Genomic DNA, 24,519 nt, shown 5'->3' on the forward strand with positions numbered 1-24,519 from the left:
GCGCAGGAACGCAGCTGACGAATAACGCATAACGACGCTTACGCAACGGAAGTTTCAAAGCTACAGAATCGAGAACCGGAGAGTATTTCCATGAGCGACACTCAACAATCTGCCGCGAATACACAGACGCGGACCAACGGAAAACGCAAGCTGCTGATGACGCTGCTCGGCGTCGTGATCCTGATCGCGGCCGTCGGGTACGGTCTTTACTACTTCCTCGTAGCGCGCTTTCACGAGGACACCGACGACGCGTACGTCAACGGTAATGTCGTTCAGATCACCCCCCAAGTGACGGGGACGGTCATCGCGGTGAACGCCGATGACACGCAAACGGTCAAGGCCGGAGACCCGCTCGTCGTGCTCGACGGCGCCGACGCCCGGGTCGCCTTGCAGCAAGCCGAAGCGAATCTCGCTCAAACGGTTCGTCAAGTCCGAGGCCTCTTCGTCAACAACGATCAGTACCTCGCACAAATCGCGCAGCGGCAATCCGACCTCTCGCGTGCGCAAGACGATTTGCGCCGGCGCATGACGGTGGCGCAAACAGGTGCCGTATCGCAGGAAGAAATCTCCCATTCGCGCGACGCCGTCAAGGCCGCACAGGCCGCGTTGGACGCAGCCGAGCAACAGCTTGCTTCCAGCCGGGCCTTGACCTCGAACACGACGATTTCGACGCACCCGAACGTGATCGCCGTCGCGGCGAAAGTGCGCGACGCGTATCTGAACAACGCGCGCAATACGTTGCCCGCACCTGTGACGGGCTATGTGGCACGGCGTTCGGTCCAGGTCGGCCAGCGCGTGTCGCCCGGCAACCCGTTGATGGCGATCGTGCCGCTGGAATCGGTATGGGTCGATGCCAACTTCAAGGAAGTGCAGTTGAGGCATATGCGTATCGGCCAGCCCGTCGAGTTGACTGCCGACGTCTATGGCTCGTCGGTGGTCTATCACGGCAAGGTCGTCGGTTTCTCGGCCGGCACCGGTTCCGCGTTCTCGCTGCTGCCCGCGCAAAACGCCACGGGCAACTGGATCAAGGTCGTGCAGCGCCTGCCCGTTCGCATCGAACTCGATCCGCAAGAACTGCACGCGCATCCGCTGCGTATCGGCCTGTCGATGCAAGCCAACGTCGACATCAAGAACGAGAACGGCACGCAGCTCGCGAATGCGAAAAACACCGTCTATCAAACGAACGTGTTCGACAAATATGGTGACGAAGCCGATGCGGAAATTGCGCGGATCATCGCCGCGAACGCCGGGCCGAGCGGGAATGCGGCTGTCGCCAGTGCCGCTCGATCGAAGCCGGCGATGCCGCGCGCCGCGCACGGCGCGAAAGTCGCGAGCAATGCAGCCAAGCTGATGTAAGCGCGAAGCAGCAAGCATGTAGCCCTCTATCACGACACTCCGAGGTTTTCGCGTAATGGCTCAATCCCAAGCAGCTCCGCACGCGCCGCTCACGGGCGCGTCGCTTGTGATCGGCACAATCGCCGTATCGCTCGCTGTGTTCATGAACGTGCTCGACACGTCCATTGCAAACGTGTCGATCCCGACCATCTCCGGTGACCTCGGCGTCTCGTCCGACCAGGGCACCTGGGTCATCACGTCGTTCGCCGTCGCCAATGCAATCTCGGTGCCGCTCACGGGCTGGCTCACCGATCGCATCGGGCAAGTCCGCCTGTTCCTGGCGTCGATCGTGCTCTTCGTTCTATCGTCGTGGATGTGCGGGCTCTCGCCGACGTTGCCGCTTCTGCTTCTTTCGCGCGTGATCCAAGGCGCCGTCGCGGGGCCGATGATTCCGCTTTCGCAAACGTTGCTGCTGGCGAGCTACCCGCGTGCGAAGGCGCCGGTGGCGCTCGCCATGTGGTCGATGACCACACTGATCGCGCCGGTGGCGGGGCCGATTCTCGGCGGTTGGATCTCGGACAACATTTCATGGCCGTGGATCTTCTACGTCAACATCCCGGTCGGCATCGCCGCCGCGGCGGCCACCTGGGCGATCTTCCGCACGCGGGACTCGACCATCAAGAAAGCGCCCATCGACACGGTCGGCCTGGCATTGCTGATGATCTGGGTGGGTTCGCTACAGGTGATGCTGGACAAGGGCAAAGATCTCGACTGGTTCTCGTCCACGACGATCGTCATCCTCGCCCTCGTCGCGCTGATCGGGTTTGCGTTTTTTGTCATCTGGGAATTGACGGCCGAACATCCGGTCGTCGATCTCTCGCTATTCAAGAAGCGCAATTTCACCGGAGGGACCGTCGCGCTTTCGATCGGCTATGGACTTTATTTCGGCAATCTCGTCTTGCTGCCGCTTTGGCTCCAGACCGACATCGGCTATACAGCAACGGATGCCGGCCTCGTGATGGCGCCCGTCGGCGTGTTCGCCATCTTGCTCTCGCCCGTGACGGGCAAATTCTTGCCGCGCACCGATCCACGGAAAATCGCCACGGCCGCCTTTCTCGTGTTCGCCCTTTGCTTTTGGATGCGCTCGCGCTACACAACCGGTGTCGATACCTGGTCGCTTGCTTTGCCCACACTAGTGCAAGGCATCGCAATGGCCGGCTTTTTTATTCCGCTCGTGTCGATCACGCTTTCGGGGCTGCCGGGCAATCGGATTGCCGCAGCGTCGGGGCTGTCGAATTTTGTACGGATCATGTGCGGCGGCATCGGCACCTCGATTTTCACGACCGCGTGGGATCACCGCACGACGTTCCATCATGCACAACTGACCGAACGCGCCAGTGCTTTCGATCCGACCTTCACGCAATCGATGGCACAAATGGGCGCAAACACCGGGCTCAACGCATCTCAGCAGTATGGGCTCTTCGATCGGCTGGTGACGCAGCAGGCGGCGCAACTCGGCGTCAACGACCTCTTTTACGTGTCGTCGATCATCTTCGTGCTGCTGATCGCGTTGATCTGGATTACCCGGCCGGAACGCGCGGGCGGCGATGCCGGCGCTGCGGCCTCGGCCGCGCATTGATGCGATGATCGGCGTAGCGGCTCAAGCCGCTACGCTGCTTACAATGAGCCGCTCGGGAGCCAACAAGCCATCGGTCAGACGAGCGACGCCAAGTAATGTGCCGTCTTCTTCGCGGTACACGCGTACGCGAACCCCTTCGGTGCTATCGGCAGCCGCCGTGCTCTGCGTCACCGGCTCGGCCAATCGCAAGCGTTGCCCATGCTGGAACCGACGCGCCGCGTCGCCCGCGAGATGCACAGATGCGAACGTCGAAAGCAGCGCATCGACGGGTTGCAGCAGCTTGTCGCGCGCGTCGATGTCGAGTGATGAAAGCGCGTCGAGCGTCACCGCATGTTCGAGCGTCAACGCACCGACGCCCGTGCGCCGCAGCATCACGAGGTGCGCGCCACAATCCAGCGCCGCGCCGATATCTTCGGCCAGCGTCCGCACATAGGTGCCCTTGGTGCAAGTCACGCGAAACGTGACGTCAGGTAACGCGACGTCGAGCACCTCGAGTGCGCGGATGATGACGGTGCGGCTCTCCCGCTCAACGACCTCGCCCGCGCGCGCGTATTCGTATAACGGTTTGCCGTCGCGCTTGAGCGCCGAATACATCGGCGGCACCTGTTCGATCTCGCCGATAAAACGCTGGCATACCGCACGGATCGCCGCATCATCGACATTCACGCAACGTGTTTCGAGCGCCTCGCCTTCGGCATCGCCCGTTGCCGTGCGAATGCCGAGGCGCAGGGTGGCCTCATAGGTCTTGTCCGCATCGAGCAAGTCTTGCGAAAACTTCGTGGCCTCGCCAAAGCAAAGCGGCAAAAGCCCCGACGCCAGCGGGTCGAGCGTCCCCGTGTGCCCCGCCTTTTTCGCGAGATAAAGGCGTTTCGCGCAAATCAGTGCGTCGTTACTCGACAAGCCAAGGGGCTTGTCGAGCAGCAGTACACCATCGAGTGCGCGGCGCGGCACGCGTGGCCGTTGTGTCTGAATCATCTGCGTGGGTAAATGCCAAGTCCGAAAACGAGTTCAATCGTCCTTTGCGCGAGTCGCGTTCGCCTCGTCGATCAGACGTGACATCTCTACCGCTCGCTCGATCGTCTTGTCGTAGTGGAAATGCAGCGTCGGCACAGTGTGGATGTGCAGCCGCTTGAACAGCAGATTATGCAAATGGCCCGCGGCATGATTGAGCGCATGCTGCGTTGCTTGCGCATCACCCGTCAACGTCGTGAAAAAAACCTTCGCGTGCGCATAGTCGGGCGTCAGTTCGACGCTCTGGATCGTCACGAGCCCGATGCGCGGGTCTTTCACCTCGCGCATGATGAGCTCGGACAGATCGCGCTGGATCTGATCGGCGATCTGTACGTTGCGGTTCGGGGAACTGCGTTTCTTCGGCATGGCGAATTCCTGATGCAATAGTTGCGCACAGCGCCCGGGCGTAGGTCGCCACAAAAACAACGGGCGGGACAGGCTGCCCGCCCGTCCCGCCCCGTGTCGTACGCGCGGTGTTTAGAGCGTACGCGCGACTTCGGTGACTTCGAAGACTTCGAACTGATCGCCTTCGACGATATCGTTGAAGTTCTTCACCGACATACCGCACTCGAAGCCCTGCTTCACTTCCTTGACATCGTCCTTGAAGCGCTTGAGCGAATCGAGTTCACCGGTGTGAATCACCACGTTGTTGCGCAGCACGCGCACCGACGACGAGCGCTTGACGATACCTTCCGTCACCATACAGCCGGCAACCGCGCCAACCTTCGGCACACGGAATACTTGGCGCACCTCGACCATCCCGGTGATCACCTCGCGCTTCTCCGGCGAGAGCATGCCCGACATCGCCGCCTTCACCTCATCCACTGCGTCGTAGATGATGTTGTAGTAGCGAATATCGATGCCGTTCGTCTCGGCAAGGCGGCGCGCTTGCGCATCGGCACGTGTGTTGAAGCCAATGATGACGGCCTTCGACGCCGTGGCGAGGTTGACGTCCGATTCGCTGATGCCACCCACCGCACCGTGCACGATCTGCACGCGCACTTCGTCGGTCGACAGCTTTTGCAGTGCTTGAACCAGCGCTTCCTGCGAGCCCTGCACATCGGCCTTGACGATAAGCGGCAGGTTCTTGACTTCGCCCTCGCCCATCTGCTCCAGCATGCTTTCGAGCTTCGCCGCCTGCTGCTTTGCAAGCTTTACGTCACGGAACTTGCCCTGGCGGAAGAGCGCGATTTCGCGCGCCTTGCGCTCGTCTTGCAGCACCATGACTTCCTCGCCCGCCGCCGGCACCTCGGACAAGCCCTGGATTTCGACCGGAATCGATGGCCCCGCCGACTTCGTCGCCTTGCTGGTCTCGTCGAGCATTGCCCGTACGCGGCCATAGGCGCTGCCAGCCAGCACGACGTCGCCGCGCGAGAGCGTGCCCGACTGCACGAGAATCGTGGCAACCGGACCCTTACCCTTGTCGAGCTTGGCTTCGATCACGAGACCCTTCGCAGGCGCTTCCACCGGCGCCGTCAATTCGAGCACTTCGGCCTGCAGCAATACGTTCTCGAGCAAATCGTCGATACCCGCACCCGTCTTCGCGGACACCGAGACGAACGGCGAATCGCCGCCGTACTCTTCGGGCACGACGCCTTCCGCAACGAGTTCCTGCTTCACGCGCTCGGGGTTCGCGTCCGGCTTGTCGATCTTGTTGATTGCAACGACGATCGGCACGCCGCCCGCCTTTGCATGCGCAATCGCTTCCTTCGTTTGCGGCATCACGCCGTCGTCGGCTGCCACCACGAGAATAACGATGTCGGTTGCTTTCGCACCGCGTGCACGCATGGCCGTGAACGCCTCGTGACCCGGCGTATCAAGGAACGTGATAACGCCACGCGGCGTTTCGACGTGATACGCGCCGATATGCTGCGTGATACCGCCCGCTTCGCCGGCCGCGACCTTCGCACGACGGATGTAGTCGAGCAACGACGTCTTGCCGTGATCAACGTGACCCATGACCGTGACGACAGGCGGACGCGGCAGTTGCTCGGCATCGCTCGACTCGCCTTCGACCAGCAGCGCTTCTGGATCGTCCAACTTGGCCGCGACGGCCCGATGCCCGAGTTCCTCGACGATGATCATCGCCGTTTCCTGGTCGAGCATTTGGTTGATCGTCACCATCTGGCCGAGCTTCATCATCACCTTGATGACTTCCGAAGCCTTCACCGACATCTTGTGCGCGAGATCAGCAACCGTAATGGTTTCCGGCACGTGCACTTCACGCACGATCGGCTCGATCGGCGCCTGGAAGTTCGCAGCTGCGTCCTGATGCTTGCCGCGCCCCTTGGGGCCGCCACGCCAGCCGCGATCGACACCACCGCTGGAGTCCCCGCGCGTCTTGATGCCACGACGCTTTGCTGCATCGTCTTGCCAGCCGCCCTTGCCGGGCTTCTTCTTGTCGGCCGACGGCGCAGGCGTCGTGCTCGGCGTTGCTGCCGGCGTGGCCTTGCGCGCAACTGCCGGCCGCGGTGCCTCGCCCGGCGGGCGAGCCGGCTTGTGCAGCGTGCCCTTCGCCTCGGCCGCCTTCGCCGCTTCGACAACAGGCTTGGCTGCGGCGGGCGCCGGCTCGGGCGCCTTCACCTGTGCCTTGCGCGGCGTGTTCATCATTTCGCGAATCGCACGCGCTTCGGCCTCGGCCGCTTGGCGGCGCTTGGCGATCTCTTCCTGCTCGGCGCGCGCTTTTTCGGAAGCCGCTCGCGCGGCGTCCTCGGCCCGTTTGGCCGCTTCGCGCTGCGCAGCGCGTTCGGCAGCGGCGCGCTCGTCGTCCGAGGCATCACGCTCGGCCTGCACCCGCGCAGCCACCTCGGCATGCTTGTTCGCAGCTTCTGCCTCGGCACGACGGCGCTCGGCTTCAGCCGCCTGTTCGCGTGCCTGCCGCTCGGCCTCTTCGCGTTCGAGTTGCTCCTGACGCGCCTTCAGCTCCTGCGCCTGCCGCTCGAGCAGTTCAGCCTCGCGACGCGCTTCTTCTTCGCGGCGCTGCAACTCTGCGCTCTCGGCCGACGATGCCTCGTTCGCCGTTTCGGTGGCCGCTTCGCTCGCTTCATCGCGTTTCACGAAGACGCGCTTTTTGCGCACTTCGACCTGAATGGTTCGAGCCTTGCCCGTCGCGTCGGACTGCTTGATCTCCGACGTGTGCCGGCGGGTGAGCGTGATCTTGCGCTTGTCAGCGTCGGCCGAGCCGTGGGCTTTGCGCAAGTGATCGAGCAGACGCGCCTTGTCCGATTCAGACAAGGCGTCGTCCTCATTCGCTTTCTGGACACCCGCTGCCTGGAGCTGCTCGAGCAGTACTCCAGCAGGCATTTTCAATTCCGCGGCAAATTGGGCTACGTTGTTACTCGCCATTCATTCCTCTTAATGCAAGGACCAATTCCTTGCGGTTAGCATCGGGTCATGCGGCCAGTCGGCCGCGTTCGTTTCAGTGCGCCATGGTCGTTCACTCACTGGAACCAATGTTCACGTGCTTTCATAATCAACGCTTTCGCGGCTTCCTCTTCCACTCCGGTCAATTCGACCAATTCATCGACAGCCAACTCCGCCAGCTCGTCACGTGTCTGGATCTTGTGAGCGGCTAGCTTCGCGAGCAGATCGGCGTCCACGCCTTCGACACTCTTTAAATCGAGCGCGGCGTTTTCGACTTTTTCCTCGTTAGCGATCGCCATCGTCAACAGCGCATCACGGGAGCGGTTACGCAGCTCGTGAACGGTGTCTTCGTCGAACGCTTCGATCTCGAGCATCTCGTTGAGCGGCACATAGGCGATCTCTTCAAGGCTGGTAAAGCCTTCGTCGATCAGGATGTCGGCGACTTCCTCGTCGACATCGAGTCGGGCCATGAACAGATCGCGCAGAACCCCACGCTCCTGATTCTGCTTTTGCGCAGATTCGTCCGGCGTCATGATGTTGATCTGCCAACCGGTCAGTTCACTGGCAAGACGCACATTCTGGCCGCTACGGCCGATGGCAACCGCTAGCTCGTTCTCGTCCACAACGACGTCCATCGAGTGCTTTTCTTCATCGACGACGATCGACTGAACTGCGGCCGGCGCGAGCGCGCCGATCACGAACTGAGCGGGATCTTCCGACCATAGCACGATGTCGACGTTCTCGCCACCGAGCTCATTGCGCACCGCCTGCACGCGCGAGCCGCGAATGCCGACGCAGGTACCGATCGGATCGATGCGCTTGTCGTAAGCGATCACGCCAATTTTGGCGCGCACGCCCGGGTCGCGCGCCGCCGCCTTGATCTCGAGCAGACCCTGCTCGATTTCCGGGACTTCCATTTCGAACAGCTTCATCAGGAACTCGGGCGCCGTGCGCGAGAGTTCGATCTGCGGGCCGCGCGCGGTACGGTCGACCTTTGCGATGTAGGCCCGCACTCGGTCGCCCACGCGCAGGTTTTCCTTCGGAATGAGCTGGTCACGGCGCAGCAGCGCTTCGACGCGCCCTGATTCGACAATGAAGTTGCCCTTGTCGAGCCGCTTCACCGCGCCGGTCATGATCTTTTCGCCGCGCTCGAGAAAATCGTTCAGGATCTGCTCGCGCTCTGCATCGCGCACTTTTTGCAAAATGACTTGCTTGGCCGCTTGTGCGCCGATGCGCCCGAACTCGATCGAGGGAATCGGCTCTTCGATGTACTCGTCGAGCTGAATCTCCGGGTCCTGTTCGCGGGCTTCGAACAGCAGAATTTCCTGGTCCGGCTCTTGCAGGCCGGCTTCGTCGGGCACGACGTGCCAGCGGCGATAGGTTTCATGCTCGCCCGATTCACGGTCGATGTGCACGCGAATATCGACGTCTTCTTCGAAGAGTTTCTTGGTGGCCGAAGCAAGAGCGGCTTCGAGCGCAGCGAACACGACATCCTTGTTGACGTTCTTCTCGCGCGCCAGCGCATCCACCAGCATCAATACTTCGCGACTCATTGTTTGCGGCTCCTAAAGTCTACTTTCGGGATGAGGCGTGCACGGTCCATATCCGCGAGCGTGAAATCCAACATCGCCGCGCCTTCTTTCCCTTCAAATTCCAAACCGATCGTTTCGCCCTGCGGTGCATGAATAATGCCGCGGTACGATTTGCGCCCATTCAACGGCTTTTTCAATGTAACGGTCACTTCGCTGCCAGCAAAGCGCGCGAAGTCCGTCAATTTCTTGAGCGGACGGTCGAGCCCCGGCGACGAAACCTCGAGCCGTTCGTAGTCGATGTTTTCAACTGTCAAAACGTGCTGGAGCTGACGCGTGACCTTTTCGCAGTCTTCTATTGCTATGCCGGCCGGCTGGTCGATATAGACACAAAGCATGCCGCGACCGGTACGCTCTAAGTCGACCAGTTCGTAGCCCATGCCCGAGACCGTGGTTTCTATCAGTTCCGTCAGTTGCACAATGCCCTCTAAGGTGTTCGCGCGCGACGCAAACGCCTTGCGGGCCGCACGCCTTGCCAGCGCACGAAGGGTCAGTGCTACCCGAGATGCCGAACCCAGATGCGAAACCCCGGATGCGCAAGGCCCAACGCCGCGGACCCAAAAAAAAATGGGCTAAACGCCCATCTTCTTACTACCGGTGGTCGCACCTGGGCTGCACTGATAAAGCCGCACGCCCAGCGACTTTTGGAGTTTAGCATTTTTAAAAGACGCTTGCAAAGAAGCGCCTTGCCCGGCGTCGTGTAAAACGGCCGTTTTCAGCGTCCTCGCGGCCGGTTACGCGACACGCCGCGCGGCGCGCCAGGGCCGCCACCGGTGCGATTGCCACCACCCGGCGCGCGATTGCCGTTCGGCGTGCGATTGCCTCCCGCATTGGCATTGCTGCCGGAAAAACCGCGCTTGGCACCGGCCGCCGGTGCGGCGCGATTGCCGTCGACATCGCCGCGAGGCGCCTGCCCCTTTTTGCCGCCACGATTGGGCCCGCCGCGTCCGCCCATTCCACCCATGCCGCCGCCGAGAGCATCGCCGAAGCCGCCGCCGGTGCCCGTACCGCGGAAGCCGCCACCCGGCCCGCGCCGGCCAGCGCCAGGGCCACGGCCTTGCTGCTCGAAACGGCCGTGCGCCGTCAGCACAGGCTCGCGACTAATGAAGCCCATCGACGTCTGCATCGGATCGGGTTGGCGACGCTCGGGCGTTGCCCGTTGTCCGCCTTTTTCATCGGACGGAGCCTTAAGGCCCACAGCGCTCATCAGAGCGCGCACCTGGTTGTCTTCGAGCTCTTCCCATCGCCCGCGACGCAAGCCGCGCGGCAACAAAATCGGGCCGTGGCGCGTGCGAATGAGCCGACTCACCATGAGCCCAACGGCCTCGAACATTCGGCGCACTTCGCGGTTACGCCCTTCGGCCAAGGCGACGTGGTACCAATGATTCGTTCCCTCACCGCCACCGTCGCGAATACGCAAAAAGTTGGCGGAACCGTCTTCCAGCTCCACACCTTGCAGCAGCTTTTGCCGCGAACTTTCGCTGAGCTCGCCGACGACACGTACCGCATATTCGCGCTCGACGCTATAGCGCGGATGCATGAACCGATTCGCCAGATCGCCCGAGGTGGTCAGCAACAGCAGACCTTCGGTATTGAAATCCAGACGGCCGACTGCGAGCCACTTGGCCGTCTTCATCGGCGGCAGTTTGTCGAACACCGACGGGCGCCCTTCCGGATCAGCATGGCTGACGATTTCGCCAGCCGGCTTGTGATAGACGAGCACACGCGGCGGCTTTGTTTGCACACGGCGCTTGACCGGCTTGCCGTTGATGCGGACCTGATCGGTCGGCATGATGCGCTGGCCGATATGCGCCGGCTCGCCGTTGACCGATACCCGGCCGGCAACGATCAATTCCTCCATCTCGCGACGGGAGCCCATGCCGGCCTCGGCGAGCACTTTATGCAGCTTGGGCGCGTCGTCGTCGGGCGACAGCACGCGCTTTTGCTGCGGCGGGCCGCCGCGACGAAGCATCGGTGCGCGTACCCCGCCGGTCGTGCTGTTGTCGGCATCGAAGGCTGGCGAACTCACGTAGGAGAACAAGTCCTCCTGAGCGGCGGCCGGCGTTTCGCCAGCACGCTTGTCGTCACCGGCCGAGCGTTCGCGCCGCGGCCCGCCTGCGGGCTTGCGCGGGCCTTTGCCGGCAGCCGCTTTTTTCGGAGGTCGGGCTGCCGGCGCGGCGTCACCGCCTTCGGCCGGCACCTCTTGCCCCGGTGCGGCCGGCTCCGCTGCGGAGCCGGGTTCGCCCTTCGTCTTGGCCGCGGCCCGGCGCCGCGCGATCAAACTGCGCGGCCCGCGTCGCAGTCCGCGGCGAGGACGTTCCTGGTCCCCCGCTTCTGCGTCCTGGGTCTGCGCTTGCCGCTGCGGCTCACCGTCGGCCGGTGTTTGTCGCGCGTGGGGCACCTCGTCGCGGCCAGCGGCCTCTATGGCATGCCCGGATGCGGACAAATCGTTGTCGTGGGTATCTGTCAAAACAACCTCGAATGTCAGATGGCTCGCACCCGTCGTGAGTGCGGCAAAGTTCGGTTACGTCAGGCGCGGCGTGATGCCGCCTCATCGTCGGAGAATGCGTCGTCGTCAAACGCATCCGGGCAATCTTTCTGTTTCGTGTTTCCAGCTACCGGCTCGATCGCATGCAGCGTCTGCCGCGCAGCACCCGAAGGCAGCATATCGGACTGCTGCCCGTTGTCGTCGCTCGCGTCGTCAGCTTGATCCGTTGGATCAGCTTGATCGATTCCGTCGGCAGATGGTGCCGCATCAGCACCGCCCTGCGCTGAAACGATGTCAGAACCAACTTCAGCTCCAATTTCGGCTTGCCCGGCAGCAGGGGTGGAATCGGCGTCGCACGAAACGTGCTCGGCGCCGCCGCCATCGCCATTGCCGTTATCCGAAAATTCGATCGCATGCTGAGCGAGCGGGCTCGCCTCCAATTGCGCTGCTGGGTCTTCCAGGGGCGGCAGCTCGTCGAGCGCTTTCAGCGAGAGATCGTCGAGAAACTGCTTCGTCGTCGCATAGAGCGCAGGCCGCCCCGGCACGTCGCGATGGCCAATGACCTCGATCCAATTGCGATCCTCGAGTTGCTTCACCACCTGTGTGTTGACGGTGACGCCGCGAATCTCTTCGATGTCGCCGCGCGTGACCGGCTGCCGATAGGCAATGATCGCGAGCGTCTCCAGAACCGCGCGCGAATACTTCGGCGGCTTTTCGGGATTCAAGCGATCCAGGTAATTGCGCATGGCCGGCTTGCTTTGGAAGCGCCAGCCCGTCGCCAACGCAACGAGCTCGACACCGCGACCGGACCAGTCGCTTCTCAAATCCTCAAGTAACGCGCGGACTGTATCCGCCGACACGCCATCGGCGAAAAGCTTACGCAAATCACCGGTTTTCAGCGGTTCTTGTGCGCAAATCAAAGCAGTCTCGAGGACGATCTTCGCCTCTTGGGTATTCATGCAGCTAGACCAGACCCTGTGTGGTCAACGAACCGGATCAACCAGACGATATGGAACAGAAGACGCGCTCGCCCGATTTTGATCGGTCATATTGATGGGAGCACGAACCGGGGGGTGGCGAATCGGACAGCTATCGAGCCAAGCCCAGCCGGACGAAGCGGCGGCCTTCCAGGAAGACGCCGCGTGACTGAACGCCATCTTACGCAAAAACACCGAATGCGTAAACACAGGTAAGCAAACCAGGACGAATGCAATCCGATATTCGCGCGGACGTTGGGGCGGATACGACAAAACTTCGTCCGTTCTCCGTAAAGCAGACATATTGCGCGAGCCTATCGAACCGCCGACCTAGGTTCCGGATGCTGCAACTGCAAAGCCCGCGCAGCGGCCCACCTTGCATGTTGATGCAATGCGCCAGCAGACGGTTGCGGCGTTGCAATAATCGAGCGTAAGCGCACTGCCGGCGAGCCCGACTGCACAAGATTGGTGATTGTCCCGATTTTCCCGCCCACGGTTTTGGCGTCTTATACGCCCCTGGCTGACCTCCCGGTAAGCCCGCCGTGGCGCGGCTTCTGTATGTCGCGACCCGGGTGGCACGTTTCATGCGTTGCTGGGCCGCCGAGGTTGGTGGGGCCCGCGCCTGATAGCTTGGCTATCGCTCGCGGCCCACACCGGCGTACTCGGCATTCGTTTCCCGAGTGTTTCGAGAGTGCGCGGCGCGGGGCAGCGCACCGGGGTCAGTTTTGCTGAGGTGAGGACATGATGCTGTTCGACGATTTGAGAGATAACGAATGGGCGCTGGTCGAGACGTTGTTCTGCGCGGAGCCAGCGCGGAGCGAACGGCGCGGGCGCCCTCGGGTGGAAGCCCGCGCAGTCGTCAACGCCGTACTCTGGGTATTGTCGACGGGCGAAGGGTGGTCGAAGTTGCCGGGCCGCTATCCGTCCCCGCCGACATGCCGGCGTCGCTTCGATGAATGGCAGGCCGACGGCACACTCGCCGAAATCGTCAAACGCCTTTCGACCTGCGGCCGCCAGATTTCGTTGCGCGGACGCATCGGCGCATCGGCAGCGAAGCCGCCCACTCCGCAGAGCCGGGACCGCCTGCGGGGCGCGTTCTGGACCAACCCCGAATCGTGGCGCGCGCCCGTGAAGATGGCTTAGTGCGTCGCGGGCCAGGCGGCGATGAAAGCCGCCTGCGCCGATCTCCGCAAGGCCTGGCTACAAGCTGCAAACTGCATGCGTGTTGCACGTGACAGCGGCGTCGAGCCGAATCGCGCGAAGATTGCCGTAGCTGTCACGCCTTGGCGGCACGAAACATCCATTTACTAATATTTACAGCGCCCTTTCGCCGCGCCGCGTACCTTCGAAGGTATGCAGACAAGCCAATTGTGCGCCCTGCCCGCAAGCGCCATCCTCAAGCGAGCCCCCTTGCTGATCGGCGGCGCGATCGTTTCGTTCATCATTGCGGCGGTCGTGCAGCCGGCCCGAGGCGGTGACCCGCGGGCCAACCTACCCACGCAGGTACGCAGCCAAGCTGCCGTACGCGCCCCGCAACCGACCCCGGTCGTGGCGATCCCGCGTGGCGACTTACGCAGCGACATCGTCCGCAACACCTATACGCGTCCCGAGCCAAGCAAAGCGCCGCCGGGGCCGCGCCCGAGAAACAGCCGGTCCGAGCGATAGCGCCAGCAGGAATATGCCGCACGCCCCATATGCAGGTCTGCTTGTCAAATGCGCGTCGCTCGGGAACCGAGAGACGCGCGGGCGGTCTCATCAGTGCCATGAACACAGCGTGGCAGCAGAAGTACATCCGGTAGCCCGTATCCTCGCGATACGGGCTTTTTTTGCGAGCGGCGCAATCGGGTTGTGGATGTGGGGAACGCTGCGGGAAAGCTGCGAGAAAATAGCGGACCGCTGACGGGTCAGCGCCAGTGCTGCGGGCATTCAAAAGGCTCGTGTTTGCCGCTCTCGACCGTCGACCTTCTACCGTTCTACATCGACGGCCGCGCCCACAGCCTTTAGCGCGTAGTCGTCCATGCGCCGCTCAGCCCAATCAAGCGAACGCTCCTCGCGCGCGAGGCGATTGAATTCGGCACGCCCTTTGTCGGTGAGGACGGCGATGTCGACCGGCGCATGAAAACCGGCACCGGGCGCGACAGTACGCTGCCGCACTGTCTCCATCATGCCGAGCCCTCGCAAATACTCGAAAACGCCTGGGCGTCTAGCCCACGGCACCTGACGGTATTGGACCCGCCTCAGCGCTTCGAGCACAGCTTCATTCGAAAACGTGGTCATCTCGACTCTTTTTCAAATCCGGCCATCGCGCGGTTCGCCCTTGGCTTGTGCCGCACGGCGGTTGGCACCTGCAGCGCCAACTGCCGATTCGGGGGCGATGGTCCGAAACATCCGGCGTCGCCGTATCATCGATACTCTGCGTGATTCCGAGCCCCTCGACGGGCCGGCGCCCCATTTCATCGACCGTGCTCGATGCGCCGCAGCCAGCTTGTGGGCCGACTCGCTCGTAGATCCCGAACCGATACGTTACCGCATTCGAATTGATCATATTCACTTTATTCGCGCTTTTTTTGGCAGTTTTCCTACTGTGGCGCCGCGCCCGCCTCGCTGTCGGCTTGTCGGCAGCCCTGCTGCTGTGGTCACTTGCGGCTGGATGGCTGGCCGCGCCGCTCGTCGATTGGGTGCAACGCGGGGCGCGCACCACATCCCCCGTTCGCATCGCACCTCGGACGGTGATCGTCGTGCTCGGCAGTGGCACCGAGTATCGCGCCAACGGCGGCCTGGTGCCGAAAAAGGACGGGCTCGCGCGCATCGTCAAGGCAGCGTCGATTTACGCCGCATGCAGGCGCCAGCAACCGCCGGCCGAATGCACAGTCATCGTCAGCGGCGGTAATCCGCAGCGACACCCCGCGAGTGAAGCCGATACTTATGCGCCCTATCTATTACGGCTTGATGTCCCAAGCCGCGATCTCATCCTCGAAAACACGAGTCGCACGACTTATGAGAACGCCAAACATGTGGCACGGATACTGCGCGATCGACACTATGATTCGCTAATAGTCGTGACATCGGCTTATCACGTGCCGCGCTCGCTGCTCGATTTCAACCGCTTTGGGTTATCGCCGCAATCAGCGGTGGCCAATACGCGCGAGGCCGCACGTGGTCTGCTGCCGAACTGGTCGAATCTGGTCGCGGCAAATATCGCCTTGCATGAGCTAATCGGCATTGCGCAATTCCATGTCTACCGAGCATTAGGATGGTTTTGAGAACCGATCTAGAATGGATGCGGACCACATCGAATGTAACGAGACGTAACGACGCGTCGCTTTTGCTTCACAAAAAGGGCTGATGCAGGAATCTGCCCGTTAGAATGCGATGTCTGCAAGACGGGCAACATCTTGGGCCATTACCTATCCAACTTTTTCGCACGGAGGCAATAATGAAGAAAGCGTCCCTATCTGTCTTGGTCTCTCTTTCCATGCTGGCCGGCGCTGCCTACGCGCAAACCGAGGGCAGCGTAAACATGAGCACCGATCCGGCGAAGGCTGCCGAAATCGAGCAGCGGGCTCAAGCGCTGCAGGCACAGCAGGAAATGCAGCCGCAGATGCCGGCGAAAGAGCATATGCCGATGCATCACGGCAAAGCGATGAAGCACAAGAAGAAGTCCGCAGCCGCCCCGACAGCAGCCAGCGAGTAGCCACTTGGTGCGCGCGAGGAACTCGCGCGAGCTGCGACTATCGAGCCGAATCCGGTCAAGCCGGCTTCGGCTTTTTTGTTGCGGAAGCGGCCCGCCGTTATGCTAAAGTCGCGCTCCGAAATTCCTTCCATCTAATCTGTGCGCACTTCGTGCGGAGAAAAGCATGAGCAATATCCAGCTCGATATCGAATGGACCGAGGCGGCGTCGCGCAAAATCGAAAAGTTGATGCCGCGCGGCTCGCAAGAGGCATTTATGGCCCTGCCTCCCGTCGAATGCATGCCAATGGAAGGGGACGTCCTCTTTCTCGGCCCGGCCGGCAAGCAGCATCCGTTCATCGTGGCCGAGCGTCAGTATCACCACGACGGTGACGCCGACTGGACCATCATTCTCATTCTCGACGTGCCCGATACCACGCATTGATGCACCTGGCCGCGGTGCGGTCCGGTCCGCTAAACGCATCCGCGGCGCGCCATCAGAAAAAACCCGCCTCGCGGCGGGTTTCGTATACATCGAGCTTGGGGACCGCTCAGTGCAACTGTGATGCCACGAGTGCCATGATCTGTTTCGCCGGCCCCGTCGCATCGACGTCGCCTTTGTCGTTCACGACCGCGACGCGTGTCTCGCTTGGCGTCATTGCGCGCACGTTGAGTCGGTACTGCTTAACCACTTTGTCCTTCTTGCCGTGGAAGACCTGACTCCAGAAGCCTTGCTGGTCCGCGCTCAGGTCGTTCGGGTCGACATAGCGGATGAAGTAGAGCCCTTGCGAACGGTCCTTCTCGTCCACCGTGAAATTGCCGCGATCGAGCGCCATGCCGACATGGTTCCACGCATCGTCGTAAGACTCGTTCAGCGTCACCTCGGGAGCGGCTGACTGCGAGGCCGGTGCGCTCGATGCCTTATCCGATTGCGTTGTCATTGCGGCATTGCGCGCGGCAATCGCTGCGGCATCCGTTTTCGCGGTCTTGTCCGCTTTGGCAGCATCCACGTCATCTGCCGGCTCCTCACCTGCTTGCGGCGCACCTGCCGCACCGCGCGATTCGGCGAGCGCAAGCGTCGCCATCAGCCGCTTCAGGTATTCGGTTTCCAGCGCCGGATCGTTCGGCTTCGGCTCCCAGGTGGTCGTCTCGTTATGCACACCCGAGAGCGCCTCGCGCATGCCCTTTTGGCTCACGAACACATAGGTGCCGCCGTTCGGTGCGCTCTCCAGACGCGTGCGATATTTGTTGCGCTCGGCCGCCACGTAGGAATTGCCCATCGCCTTGGACAGCGTGTTGCGAATAAGACCTTGGTTCACTTGCGGGCGTGTCTCATTCCAGTCGGTCTCCATCACACGCTTGTCGCGCTGATCGAGTACGAGCAGGAAACCCTGTTGCTGCCAGAACCGCCTCACTTGCGCCCAGACTTCGTCAGGCGTCTTGCGATCGATAACGAGCCAACTGGCCGTGCCGTCGCGCTGAATGTGCATGCCCTCGACGCGAGGGATCACCGCGTTTTCGGGCGGGGCGGCCTGTTGTACCTGCTGCAGCGTTGAAAGCGAAGCCTGTCCGCCTTGCGGGGGCAGCGAGCGCTGATCAGGCGCTTCCTCGAGCAAGTTCGGCGGAACGGCAAGCGACGCCTGCTTGGACTTCGAATCGCTTTTGTAATCGATCTGCGTCGGCGACGGCGAACTGCAACCGGCGATAAGGCCGCCGGCCAAAACGAGAGCTGCGAACCGCGAAGTAAAACGAAGATCAGTCATGTTCGGGGAATCCTTGCGCTTTCGCCACGGCAATATTTCCGTGGATCAACCGCGCATTTTACCGGTCCCGGACCGCTGTGTGTAAAACCGGGTACTCCGCGCCGACCCGCCGCCTCTTATGAGGTGTTCAACGATGTCTTCAGGCCGAGGCGTCCCGGCGTTCACCCCGCGCGAGAATCTGCGCAAGCGCGGCCGATTTCGCTGCTTCCTCGGCTTGCTGCTCGGTGTCGAACGGGCCATCAGTCACATGAACGACATGCCAACCCGGTGCATCGCCCGCATCGCCGAAGACCCTGAAACGCGCGGTGAACGCATGCGACGCCACCGCAACCACTTCGATATCGACCGGCACGCCCTCTATCCGATGCGTCACGAATCCGTCCATTTCAGCCTCCTTTCTCGCGCACTCACAGCTTACATCCGCACGCGCCTACTCGTGCAGCGAGCCGCTTTGCGCAGCGACGTCGGCGTCTTCGGTCATTTCGGCGGGTTTCAACCAATGATGCGCAATCAGCTTGTCGCCGTCGAACGTGCATTCGAGTGCTGCCGGGCGGCTGGTCAGCTTCGGCGTGGCATGCGTTGCCGAGGCCGCGCGGCGCGACGCGGCAGCCGGGCGCTTCAGCGTGCCTTCCACCACCACGCGCGCGCCCCCGATTCCAACGCCCATGTGGTCAATCGACAAGCGATCGGCCGGCAATGCACCGGCAAGTTCGCTGCGCATCTGCGTCTCGCAAGCGCTGGGGTTCTGATAAAGGGCGCAGCCGGACATCGCGAAGGCGGCAAAGAGCGAACCGGTGATCGGTGCGAATCGAATGGTCTTCATCGGCAGGTCGTGTTTTTCGGCCTGCCATTGTAGCGCGGGGCGCCAGGCCCGGCTCGTGAACGATGTGTTTTAACGAGGAATAGCGGAGAGTGCGAGCGCGAACGCAAAGATGCCGAGGATGCCTGCGGCAATGCGCGAAACGAGGTGATCGCGCCGCGCCCGGCGCGCCATGTTGCCGAGCACTGTTCCCAATGCGATCCACAGCGCCGATATAGGCACAACGAGACACGCGAACAGCAGCATATAGCGTCCCGCATCAGCTGTTCCGAACGGAATGAGCGCAAGGGCGAAGATCAAAGCCTTGGGATTCAGCAACGTAGTGAGAAACACGCGCCGCCACGTCACCGCACCACCCGCTGACGGCATCGCCCATCTCCAATGAAACAAATGCCAAGCCAAATAAACAAGGTACGCGGCTGCGATCAGTCGCACGCCGATGGCTACAGCCGGCACTTGTAACGCAAGCGGTCTGAGGACCACGCCGATAGCAGTGATAGAGATGCAATACCCCAGTAACTCGGCCAGCATCAACGGCCATGCGCGATACATTCCGGTCATCGCACCGCCCGTAGCCAGCAAGGTATTGGTCGGGCCTGGCGTGAGCAAAATGGCCATCGTGATCAGTGCGAAGAATAAGAGACTATGCATGGATAAGTTTTAAAGATCGATACCTAGTCATATGAAGCTATGGCGTGGTCGCGACATACAAACCGTTGGTCGGCGCGCCGCAAATCCGCCGGGGCTGCGGCCAAAAGCGCACTATACATCGCAAGGCGGACGCCGCAAGAAATCGATGAGCACGTCCTCACCGGCGCGATTGCACATCAAGAGGACTTCAGGAATGTCGCGATTAGTTCGGCGATTTCTTCGGGCGCGTCTTCAAGGCTGTAATGGCCTACTCCCACAAGCCTGTGAATCGGTGCCTGCGGAAACAGTTCGCTGAATAGCGGCAGGAAGTGTTCTGCGGCCAGTGTGCGGTCGGCGTCGCCCCAAATTGCAAGTGCCGGCGTCGACCGGATCGCCGCGAGCGCAGCGGCATCAGGAACTTCGAAGCGATGCGCCCCGATCGCGAAACCTTTGGCCCAGCCGATCGCACCCGCGCTATCGGCGGGCCCAGCGAAGCGTGAACCATAGGCACGCAACCACGTATCGTTGATACGTGTATGGTTTTCGAAGCCATTGAGCTTCAGCGTACTCAGGATATTGAAGCCGAGTTCGCTCAGCACGGGCTCGAGACGGCCGTGCGATTCTGCGTGAATGATCCACTGGAACCATGGCGAGATTGCGGCATTCGCGTTTATCCGGTCGAATAACGTCCTCTGACCGAAAGGAGTCGGGCCATTCGTGGCTATGATTCGACGAATGCGGCCGGGATGCCGCGCTGCGAGTCCCATACCGACCGGGCCGCCGAAGTCGTGCATGACGAGCGTAATGTCGCTCAAATCCAAAGCGAGCACAAATTGCTCGATGTTGTCGATATGATCTTGCAACCAGTACGTGCGATGTCCCGGCGTTTCGCTTTTGCCGAACCCCATGTGGTCCGGCGCTATCACGCGGTAGTTTCGCGACAGTGCCAAGATCAGCTCGCGAAACAGATAGCTCCAGGTCGGTTCTCCATGAAGACACAGGATGACCTCCCCGGAAGTGGGCCCTTCATCGGCGTAATGCATGCGAAAGCCGGCGGCATCGCTAAAGTGCGGTGCAAACGGAAACGTTCCGTCAAAGGTGTCATTCAAAGACATCATCAGCAAGTCTCCTCACGAATGGTGCGGCGGGACATTCCGCCGGTCGAAGAAGGCTAAACTGTGACAGCGGTGTCAAGGTCAAGCGTATCGGTCAGGAGACGTCATGCGTATCGGAGAACTGGCTCGCCACACCGGCGTGAGCGAGCGGATGCTGCGGTATTACGAACAGGAAGGTTTGCTCAAGCCGAGGAGGACCGATTCAGGCTATCGCGATTACGGCCCCGAGGAAATAGACACGGCGCGCCATATTCGCTTGCTTAGCGCGGCGGGATTGAAAATCAGTAGCATCCGCATATTGCTACCGTGTGTGCTCGGCACTAAGCCAGTCTTTCATCCATGCGCCGAAGCCCGTTCGGCGTTGCGGCGCGAAGTCGAAAAGCTTGACGCCAAGCTGCGTCACCTCGGAGAGAGCCGACGCGTTATCGCGAGTTTGCTTCGGGCGATTGATGTCAACCAGGTGTTGCGGCTGGAGGCGGATGTCGCTGCTCGACCCTGAGCGAGTCGTGGGCTAGCGCTCCAGCGTGTCGGACGGCGCTTCGTTGAACTGCCGTTTATACGCGTTCAATAGCGTCGAACGGTTCGGCACGCCCCAGCGGTTGCCCGCGTCGAGCACCCGCTGCCCCGGCCCGTCCTGGTCGCTCTCCAATTCGAGCCGAATCCGCTCCATGCGCTGCTGTCGAATGATCTCGGACGGCGTCGCCCCAAGATGCGACTTGAACATATTCTGTAGCGCGCGCACTGTTACGCCGATCTCAGTCGCGATTTCATGGATCGACAGGTCGCTCCGCCCAAGGTTGTTCAGCAGGTACTGATAGGCGCGCCGGTATTTGGCGGGCAGGCGCGCGGCGACATCGTCAGCAGCAGGCGCGCCGCGCCGCTTGTGGCCGTTATGCGCCAACTCGCTCGTGCCTTCGCGTGCGCAGCGAATGGCAGCCATCGCATACCGGCTGTAAAACTGTCGCGAATGATGACTGCGCCCTTGCGCCTGGTTGATCTTCGCCATGCAATAGAGGATCTCCAGATGCCGGTGGTCCAATCCGATATGAAGCTCGTTCACGAGCGGTCCCAGCACCATGTCGGCCAGTTGCGGCATATCGGCGACCAGACTCGCCAGCGCGACCTCCTGGCGCACACTGCTCTGGTAGATCGTCAAGCCGTTCGCATCTGCCCAATCCAAATGCGCGAGCAACGGGTTGATTGCCTCTCGTTGCCCCCGCACCAGTTGCCTCAGCGATTCCTGGCATTTGTGCCGGCCACGCAGCACGCCCAGACGGATATTTTGTTCGCACACCTGATGCTCGGCGCCAAGCTCCGGCTTCGTCTGCAGTGCCGCGAGGTTACTCAGATTTCCGGAGTGCCAGTAAACGTGATCGGACAGGTGCGGCGAAAAGCGCAACACGCGCTGGAGCGAAAGGTCTGCGCGCATGGTCTGCACGATCTCACGCCACTCGCTTGTCTCTTCGTCTTGCGCCAGTAGTTTGTCGACCGCGAGTTCGATTTCATCGAGCACGTCGCCGGCTTCGCTCAGATAACCGAGCTCGAAGCGCACGCTCATTGTGCCAAACAGCGCTTCGATGCGACGCTGCGGCTCGACACCTGGCTCGTTCGCCACGCGCTGGAAGCATGCCATCGCTGTGCCAAAGCGTCTGCGGTAGAGGGCCTGCCAGCCAGTATTGCGCGCTGACTGCACGCGAATTCCGTCTTTCGACGCCTGACTGATCTTATGCGCCTGCAGATACGACTCCTCGGCATTGCATTCCAATCCCATCACAAGCTGCAGATCAGCATGCAACTGCACCCAGTGCGCTGTCCCGCTTTTGCTGCCGTAATTCTGCACGAGACGCGCGAGGTCCATCGACGCCGACAGGATTTTCGCGTCCCGAATTTTCGGCCACATGCCAGGCGGCTTTGACGGAGAAGCAAGAAACGCAACCAGCGGAAAGTAGAAATCACAGAACATGGGAATTCGGCGACCCTGAATAACTACAAAATGAAATGACGACATACCCCGGACAGCCATTTCTCAGCGATCACGCCTTGTGTCCGTCGTTTTTTCTCAAGTCACACCCAGTGACCAACGATTCATCGGTCAGCTGACGAATAATAGTTCATTTGAAAATCGTGGCAATGACAATCTTAATAGCTACATAAACGCGAGTTCTCCTTTCTCAATCTACAAAACGCATAAAACGCAGCGAAAGTGTCTTCATGTGCCTGAAAATGCAAACAATAATATGTTAAAACTTCACTTCATTCGGCGTGACGTGCTTTTCGCGAGACGTGCGCCTGCAAACGTGCACCATGCGAGGCACACAAAAAAAGACGGGAGCCGCCAGTCGCAGCCTCCGTCTTTTCGTAGTACTCAAGCGAACTGCATCACTGCGTCTTGAACATCAGCGCGGACGAAATATGCGTGAGCATCTTCCCGAATTGCTCCAGAGCGCCGCCGGCTTTCTTCTTGACCAACGCGACCGGATCCCCGAGCGCCTGGAGCTCACTCAGGTCCTGGATGGCAGCAAACCAGTACCACGTCGGCGCGCCTGTGGTGCTGGCATAGATATAGTCAGTAAGGCCCAGAGCGTCGGGCTTAGTCACGTCCCGCAGCTTACCGGAGTCTGTCAGAGGGGTCGACGGCGCAAGTGTTGCCTGTACATACAGCAGATAAGGAGGGTCCCCATCTTGGCCGGGGTGCGAAACATCCGGCATGAGGCTGAGCACACTGGTCGAGACGGATTGGACGGTTCCAGAAAGGGCGGCTGATGCGCCAGAACCGCCCGATGCGTCGGAAAGGATACTGAGCGTTAATATGTTCGGTTCACCAAAAAGGCCGCGATAAGTCACACTCCCCTGAGGATCCACGCCCGTGCGCGGGCCGTCAATTCCGAGGCCGCCGGCGAATGCGCTGGCGGACGCCGTGATCGCAGTTGCGGACAGCTTGTTGTTTCCAAGCACTTTCGAACCCATGTCGAACTCCATTCAGCAAGGATTTAAAAATAACGGAATTTTCATGAATTTGTAATCACGATCATCCGCCGCTCTCACACCATTACAAGAAGCCTACTGATAAAAACCAAAACTACGGGCCGCTTATGCGTTTTATTACGCACTTTTTTAAAAGCAAAGATGCCTCCTCCGCCGATTTTAAGAATCGGTCAAATCATTCGTGAGCCGCGTTTCAAATTATTCGGGCCGCATTAAATCCAGTACCGGCCGCCTTCATGTCGCCTGATTGGTGTTGAGCGCCGCCAGCGCGGATGGTGTACGGCACCCGACAATCGCAGGCGCCTTTTGAATCAATGCGTCGTTCTCGAGCGCCTCAACCATGAACAGCGCAAAATCGATGCGATGCGTGAGGTTGCTGCTCAGCTTCGCATCGCCGACATGCTCGCTCCAAACCGGCAGGCCCTCGCTTTCGCCCTCCTTGATACGGCTACCTCGCACTACCGTCCAAAGTGTGTGACTCGCGAAGACGCGGCGGCAGGCCTCGATTTGATCGTCGACGTCGCCGATGCGCAACAATCGCGCGACCCAGCCACCGAAGTGAACCGCCAGTTTGATCGACAGCGGATAAACGTCCTTGCCGTCACGCGTGATGTGCCATCCGCACGAAAAGATGAGACGCGCGCTTTCGGGCGCATAGTCGAGCACGGCCTGGGCGGTACCCGACGAATAATGATTCATGCCCCACGGCACCAATACGGTCAGCACGCCATCACATCCGGCAACCGCTCGTTTGATGACGTCACGGTCATTGGTCTCGCCCGGAACAATTGTTATGCGATCCTTGAAAGCATCAAGCTTTGTCACGCTACGCTCGCGGCACACCGCGACAATCTGATAGCCGCGCTTTAACGCATGTTCCACCATGTATCGTCCGAGTTTCCCGGAAGCGCCGACAATGCAGATTTTTTTCATGCGCTTCGCGTCCGTGAGAACGCGCGGTGCTCGTGCGGCGGCTCAACCCGTTCCTGCATCAATGCCTCCTGCGACTTCGTCAAACACCCATTCAATATAGCGTCGGTTTATCCGTTTCCCGCCGTTCGAGCGAACCCTCTATGTCGCGCGCGAACTGTTCAATGTTCGCCTCCATTCGCCATGGTTCGCGTGCCACGCATG

General features: G+C 61.0%; 23 protein-coding genes and 1 pseudogene. 8 read left to right on the forward strand and 16 right to left on the reverse strand.

The genetic code is table 11. The annotated features are described in order from the left end of the window. Positions 1 to 90 precede the first annotated feature (90 nt). Positions 91 to 1,356 (forward strand): HlyD family secretion protein, encoded by a 1,266-nt coding sequence (locus ACSQ20_RS11390; RefSeq protein ID WP_436019953.1) that lies wholly within the window; start codon positions 91 to 93, stop codon positions 1,354 to 1,356. A gap of 55 nt (positions 1,357 to 1,411) precedes the next feature. Next, on the forward strand, positions 1,412 to 2,974 hold the full coding sequence (locus ACSQ20_RS11395) for a DHA2 family efflux MFS transporter permease subunit (RefSeq protein WP_436019955.1): 1,563 nt from the start codon (positions 1,412 to 1,414) through the stop codon (positions 2,972 to 2,974). A 21-nt stretch (positions 2,975 to 2,995) separates the two neighbouring features. Here ACSQ20_RS11395 and truB read toward each other — a convergent pair whose 3' ends face one another. From truB to scpB, 7 genes are all read right to left on the reverse strand, one after another. Next, positions 2,996 to 3,949 (reverse strand): tRNA pseudouridine(55) synthase TruB, encoded by a 954-nt coding sequence (truB, locus tag ACSQ20_RS11400; protein ID WP_436019957.1) that lies wholly within the window; start codon positions 3,947 to 3,949, stop codon positions 2,996 to 2,998. Positions 3,950 to 3,982: 33 nt separating this feature from the next. Further along, a complete protein-coding gene (gene rbfA, locus ACSQ20_RS11405) occupies positions 3,983 to 4,351 on the reverse strand; it encodes a 30S ribosome-binding factor RbfA (RefSeq protein WP_436019959.1) in 369 nt (122 codons plus the stop codon). A 111-nt stretch (positions 4,352 to 4,462) separates the two neighbouring features. Beyond that, the gene (gene infB / locus ACSQ20_RS11410; RefSeq protein WP_436019961.1) at positions 4,463 to 7,330 is read right to left on the reverse strand and encodes a translation initiation factor IF-2; all 2,868 of its coding nucleotides are present in this window, start codon (positions 7,328 to 7,330) and stop codon (positions 4,463 to 4,465) included. 95 nt (positions 7,331 to 7,425) lie between these two features. After that, on the reverse strand, positions 7,426 to 8,901 hold the full coding sequence (gene nusA / locus ACSQ20_RS11415; RefSeq protein WP_436019963.1) for a transcription termination factor NusA: 1,476 nt from the start codon (positions 8,899 to 8,901) through the stop codon (positions 7,426 to 7,428). Continuing rightward, entirely contained in the window at positions 8,898 to 9,356 is a 459-nt protein-coding gene (rimP, locus tag ACSQ20_RS11420) for a ribosome maturation factor RimP (protein ID WP_436019965.1), read from the reverse strand. The genes nusA and rimP overlap by 4 nt, the downstream gene beginning before the upstream one ends. Positions 9,357 to 9,652: 296 nt before the next feature. Continuing rightward, positions 9,653 to 11,407, reverse strand: coding sequence for a 23S rRNA pseudouridine(2605) synthase RluB (rluB, locus tag ACSQ20_RS11425; RefSeq protein ID WP_436019967.1), 1,755 nt, complete (start codon positions 11,405 to 11,407; stop codon positions 9,653 to 9,655). A gap of 59 nt (positions 11,408 to 11,466) precedes the next feature. Next, on the reverse strand, positions 11,467 to 12,384 hold the full coding sequence (scpB, locus tag ACSQ20_RS11430; protein WP_436019969.1) for an SMC-Scp complex subunit ScpB: 918 nt from the start codon (positions 12,382 to 12,384) through the stop codon (positions 11,467 to 11,469). A 762-nt stretch (positions 12,385 to 13,146) separates the two neighbouring features. Between scpB and ACSQ20_RS11435 the strand changes: the two are divergent. Together ACSQ20_RS11435 and ACSQ20_RS11440 are read left to right on the forward strand one after the other, a co-directional pair. After that, positions 13,147 to 13,542 (forward strand): annotated as a pseudogene (locus tag ACSQ20_RS11435) (transposase); the annotation flags it as partial. A 213-nt stretch (positions 13,543 to 13,755) separates the two neighbouring features. Continuing rightward, positions 13,756 to 14,067, forward strand: coding sequence for a hypothetical protein (locus ACSQ20_RS11440; protein WP_436019971.1), 312 nt, complete (start codon positions 13,756 to 13,758; stop codon positions 14,065 to 14,067). 300 nt (positions 14,068 to 14,367) lie between these two features. Here ACSQ20_RS11440 and ACSQ20_RS11445 read toward each other — a convergent pair whose 3' ends face one another. Beyond that, positions 14,368 to 14,679 (reverse strand): hypothetical protein, encoded by a 312-nt coding sequence (locus ACSQ20_RS11445; protein ID WP_436019973.1) that lies wholly within the window; start codon positions 14,677 to 14,679, stop codon positions 14,368 to 14,370. Between the two features lie 290 nt (positions 14,680 to 14,969). On the opposite strand from ACSQ20_RS11445, the gene ACSQ20_RS11450 reads away from it, so the two are divergent. The 3 genes from ACSQ20_RS11450 (at position 14,970) to ACSQ20_RS11460 (ending at position 16,517) form a co-directional block, all read left to right on the forward strand. After that, the gene (locus tag ACSQ20_RS11450; RefSeq protein WP_436019975.1) at positions 14,970 to 15,665 is read left to right on the forward strand and encodes a YdcF family protein; all 696 of its coding nucleotides are present in this window, start codon (positions 14,970 to 14,972) and stop codon (positions 15,663 to 15,665) included. Positions 15,666 to 15,838: 173 nt separating this feature from the next. Next, positions 15,839 to 16,096, forward strand: coding sequence for a hypothetical protein (locus tag ACSQ20_RS11455; protein ID WP_436019977.1), 258 nt, complete (start codon positions 15,839 to 15,841; stop codon positions 16,094 to 16,096). Between the two features lie 163 nt (positions 16,097 to 16,259). Further along, a complete protein-coding gene (locus ACSQ20_RS11460) occupies positions 16,260 to 16,517 on the forward strand; it encodes a DNA-binding protein (RefSeq protein ID WP_436019979.1) in 258 nt (85 codons plus the stop codon). A 106-nt stretch (positions 16,518 to 16,623) separates the two neighbouring features. Here the strand turns inward: ACSQ20_RS11460 and bamC are convergent, their stop codons facing one another. The 5 genes from bamC to ACSQ20_RS11485 all read right to left on the reverse strand — a co-directional run bounded on the left by bamC (position 16,624) and on the right by ACSQ20_RS11485 (position 20,403). Next, a complete protein-coding gene (gene bamC, locus ACSQ20_RS11465) occupies positions 16,624 to 17,835 on the reverse strand; it encodes an outer membrane protein assembly factor BamC (RefSeq protein WP_436019981.1) in 1,212 nt (403 codons plus the stop codon). Between the two features lie 139 nt (positions 17,836 to 17,974). Beyond that, positions 17,975 to 18,220 (reverse strand): hypothetical protein, encoded by a 246-nt coding sequence (locus ACSQ20_RS11470; protein WP_436019983.1) that lies wholly within the window; start codon positions 18,218 to 18,220, stop codon positions 17,975 to 17,977. Positions 18,221 to 18,265: 45 nt separating this feature from the next. Beyond that, on the reverse strand, positions 18,266 to 18,658 hold the full coding sequence (locus ACSQ20_RS11475; protein ID WP_436019985.1) for a hypothetical protein: 393 nt from the start codon (positions 18,656 to 18,658) through the stop codon (positions 18,266 to 18,268). A gap of 69 nt (positions 18,659 to 18,727) precedes the next feature. Continuing rightward, positions 18,728 to 19,306: a LysE family translocator gene (locus ACSQ20_RS11480; protein WP_436019987.1), complete on the reverse strand. Its 579-nt coding sequence runs from the start codon at positions 19,304 to 19,306 to the stop codon at positions 18,728 to 18,730. 176 nt (positions 19,307 to 19,482) lie between these two features. Continuing rightward, the gene (locus tag ACSQ20_RS11485; protein WP_436019989.1) at positions 19,483 to 20,403 is read right to left on the reverse strand and encodes an alpha/beta fold hydrolase; all 921 of its coding nucleotides are present in this window, start codon (positions 20,401 to 20,403) and stop codon (positions 19,483 to 19,485) included. A 103-nt stretch (positions 20,404 to 20,506) separates the two neighbouring features. Here ACSQ20_RS11485 and ACSQ20_RS11490 point away from each other — a divergent pair, with 103 nt between their 5' ends. Then, positions 20,507 to 20,899, forward strand: coding sequence for a MerR family transcriptional regulator (locus tag ACSQ20_RS11490; RefSeq protein WP_436019991.1), 393 nt, complete (start codon positions 20,507 to 20,509; stop codon positions 20,897 to 20,899). Positions 20,900 to 20,911: 12 nt separating this feature from the next. Here the strand turns inward: ACSQ20_RS11490 and ACSQ20_RS11495 are convergent, their stop codons facing one another. The 3 genes from ACSQ20_RS11495 to ACSQ20_RS11505 form a co-directional block, all read right to left on the reverse strand. Further along, positions 20,912 to 22,363 (reverse strand): helix-turn-helix transcriptional regulator, encoded by a 1,452-nt coding sequence (locus ACSQ20_RS11495; protein WP_436019993.1) that lies wholly within the window; start codon positions 22,361 to 22,363, stop codon positions 20,912 to 20,914. A gap of 416 nt (positions 22,364 to 22,779) precedes the next feature. Beyond that, positions 22,780 to 23,367: a hypothetical protein gene (locus ACSQ20_RS11500; RefSeq protein WP_436019995.1), complete on the reverse strand. Its 588-nt coding sequence runs from the start codon at positions 23,365 to 23,367 to the stop codon at positions 22,780 to 22,782. Positions 23,368 to 23,619: 252 nt separating this feature from the next. Continuing rightward, positions 23,620 to 24,318 (reverse strand): NAD(P)-dependent oxidoreductase, encoded by a 699-nt coding sequence (locus ACSQ20_RS11505; RefSeq protein ID WP_436019997.1) that lies wholly within the window; start codon positions 24,316 to 24,318, stop codon positions 23,620 to 23,622. Between the last annotated feature and the right edge of the window lie 201 nt (positions 24,319 to 24,519).

This window comes from Trinickia sp. LjRoot230, assembly GCF_964253315.1.
In the GTDB taxonomy this organism is placed as follows: Bacteria; Pseudomonadota; Gammaproteobacteria; order Burkholderiales; family Burkholderiaceae; genus Trinickia.

What these genes read in the sequence shown, in the direction of transcription:
- ACSQ20_RS11390 (WP_436019953.1), top strand. Translation starts at nt 91, where the DNA reads ATGAGCGACACTCAACAATCTGCCGCGAATACACAGACGCGGACCAAC.
- ACSQ20_RS11395 (WP_436019955.1), top strand. Translation starts at nt 1,412, where the DNA reads ATGGCTCAATCCCAAGCAGCTCCGCACGCGCCGCTCACGGGCGCGTCG.
- truB (WP_436019957.1), bottom strand. Translation starts at nt 3,949, where the DNA reads ATGATTCAGACACAACGGCCACGCGTGCCGCGCCGCGCACTCGATGGT.
- rbfA (WP_436019959.1), bottom strand. Translation starts at nt 4,351, where the DNA reads ATGCCGAAGAAACGCAGTTCCCCGAACCGCAACGTACAGATCGCCGAT.
- infB (WP_436019961.1), bottom strand. Translation starts at nt 7,330, where the DNA reads ATGGCGAGTAACAACGTAGCCCAATTTGCCGCGGAATTGAAAATGCCT.
- nusA (WP_436019963.1), bottom strand. Translation starts at nt 8,901, where the DNA reads ATGAGTCGCGAAGTATTGATGCTGGTGGATGCGCTGGCGCGCGAGAAG.
- scpB (WP_436019969.1), bottom strand. Translation starts at nt 12,384, where the DNA reads ATGAATACCCAAGAGGCGAAGATCGTCCTCGAGACTGCTTTGATTTGC.
- ACSQ20_RS11440 (WP_436019971.1), top strand. Translation starts at nt 13,756, where the DNA reads ATGCAGACAAGCCAATTGTGCGCCCTGCCCGCAAGCGCCATCCTCAAG.
- ACSQ20_RS11445 (WP_436019973.1), bottom strand. Translation starts at nt 14,679, where the DNA reads ATGACCACGTTTTCGAATGAAGCTGTGCTCGAAGCGCTGAGGCGGGTC.
- ACSQ20_RS11455 (WP_436019977.1), top strand. Translation starts at nt 15,839, where the DNA reads ATGAAGAAAGCGTCCCTATCTGTCTTGGTCTCTCTTTCCATGCTGGCC.
- ACSQ20_RS11460 (WP_436019979.1), top strand. Translation starts at nt 16,260, where the DNA reads ATGAGCAATATCCAGCTCGATATCGAATGGACCGAGGCGGCGTCGCGC.
- bamC (WP_436019981.1), bottom strand. Translation starts at nt 17,835, where the DNA reads ATGACTGATCTTCGTTTTACTTCGCGGTTCGCAGCTCTCGTTTTGGCC.
- ACSQ20_RS11470 (WP_436019983.1), bottom strand. Translation starts at nt 18,220, where the DNA reads ATGGACGGATTCGTGACGCATCGGATAGAGGGCGTGCCGGTCGATATC.
- ACSQ20_RS11475 (WP_436019985.1), bottom strand. Translation starts at nt 18,658, where the DNA reads ATGAAGACCATTCGATTCGCACCGATCACCGGTTCGCTCTTTGCCGCC.
- ACSQ20_RS11480 (WP_436019987.1), bottom strand. Translation starts at nt 19,306, where the DNA reads ATGCATAGTCTCTTATTCTTCGCACTGATCACGATGGCCATTTTGCTC.
- ACSQ20_RS11485 (WP_436019989.1), bottom strand. Translation starts at nt 20,403, where the DNA reads ATGATGTCTTTGAATGACACCTTTGACGGAACGTTTCCGTTTGCACCG.
- ACSQ20_RS11490 (WP_436019991.1), top strand. Translation starts at nt 20,507, where the DNA reads ATGCGTATCGGAGAACTGGCTCGCCACACCGGCGTGAGCGAGCGGATG.
- ACSQ20_RS11495 (WP_436019993.1), bottom strand. Translation starts at nt 22,363, where the DNA reads ATGTTCTGTGATTTCTACTTTCCGCTGGTTGCGTTTCTTGCTTCTCCG.
- ACSQ20_RS11500 (WP_436019995.1), bottom strand. Translation starts at nt 23,367, where the DNA reads ATGGGTTCGAAAGTGCTTGGAAACAACAAGCTGTCCGCAACTGCGATC.
- ACSQ20_RS11505 (WP_436019997.1), bottom strand. Translation starts at nt 24,318, where the DNA reads ATGAAAAAAATCTGCATTGTCGGCGCTTCCGGGAAACTCGGACGATAC.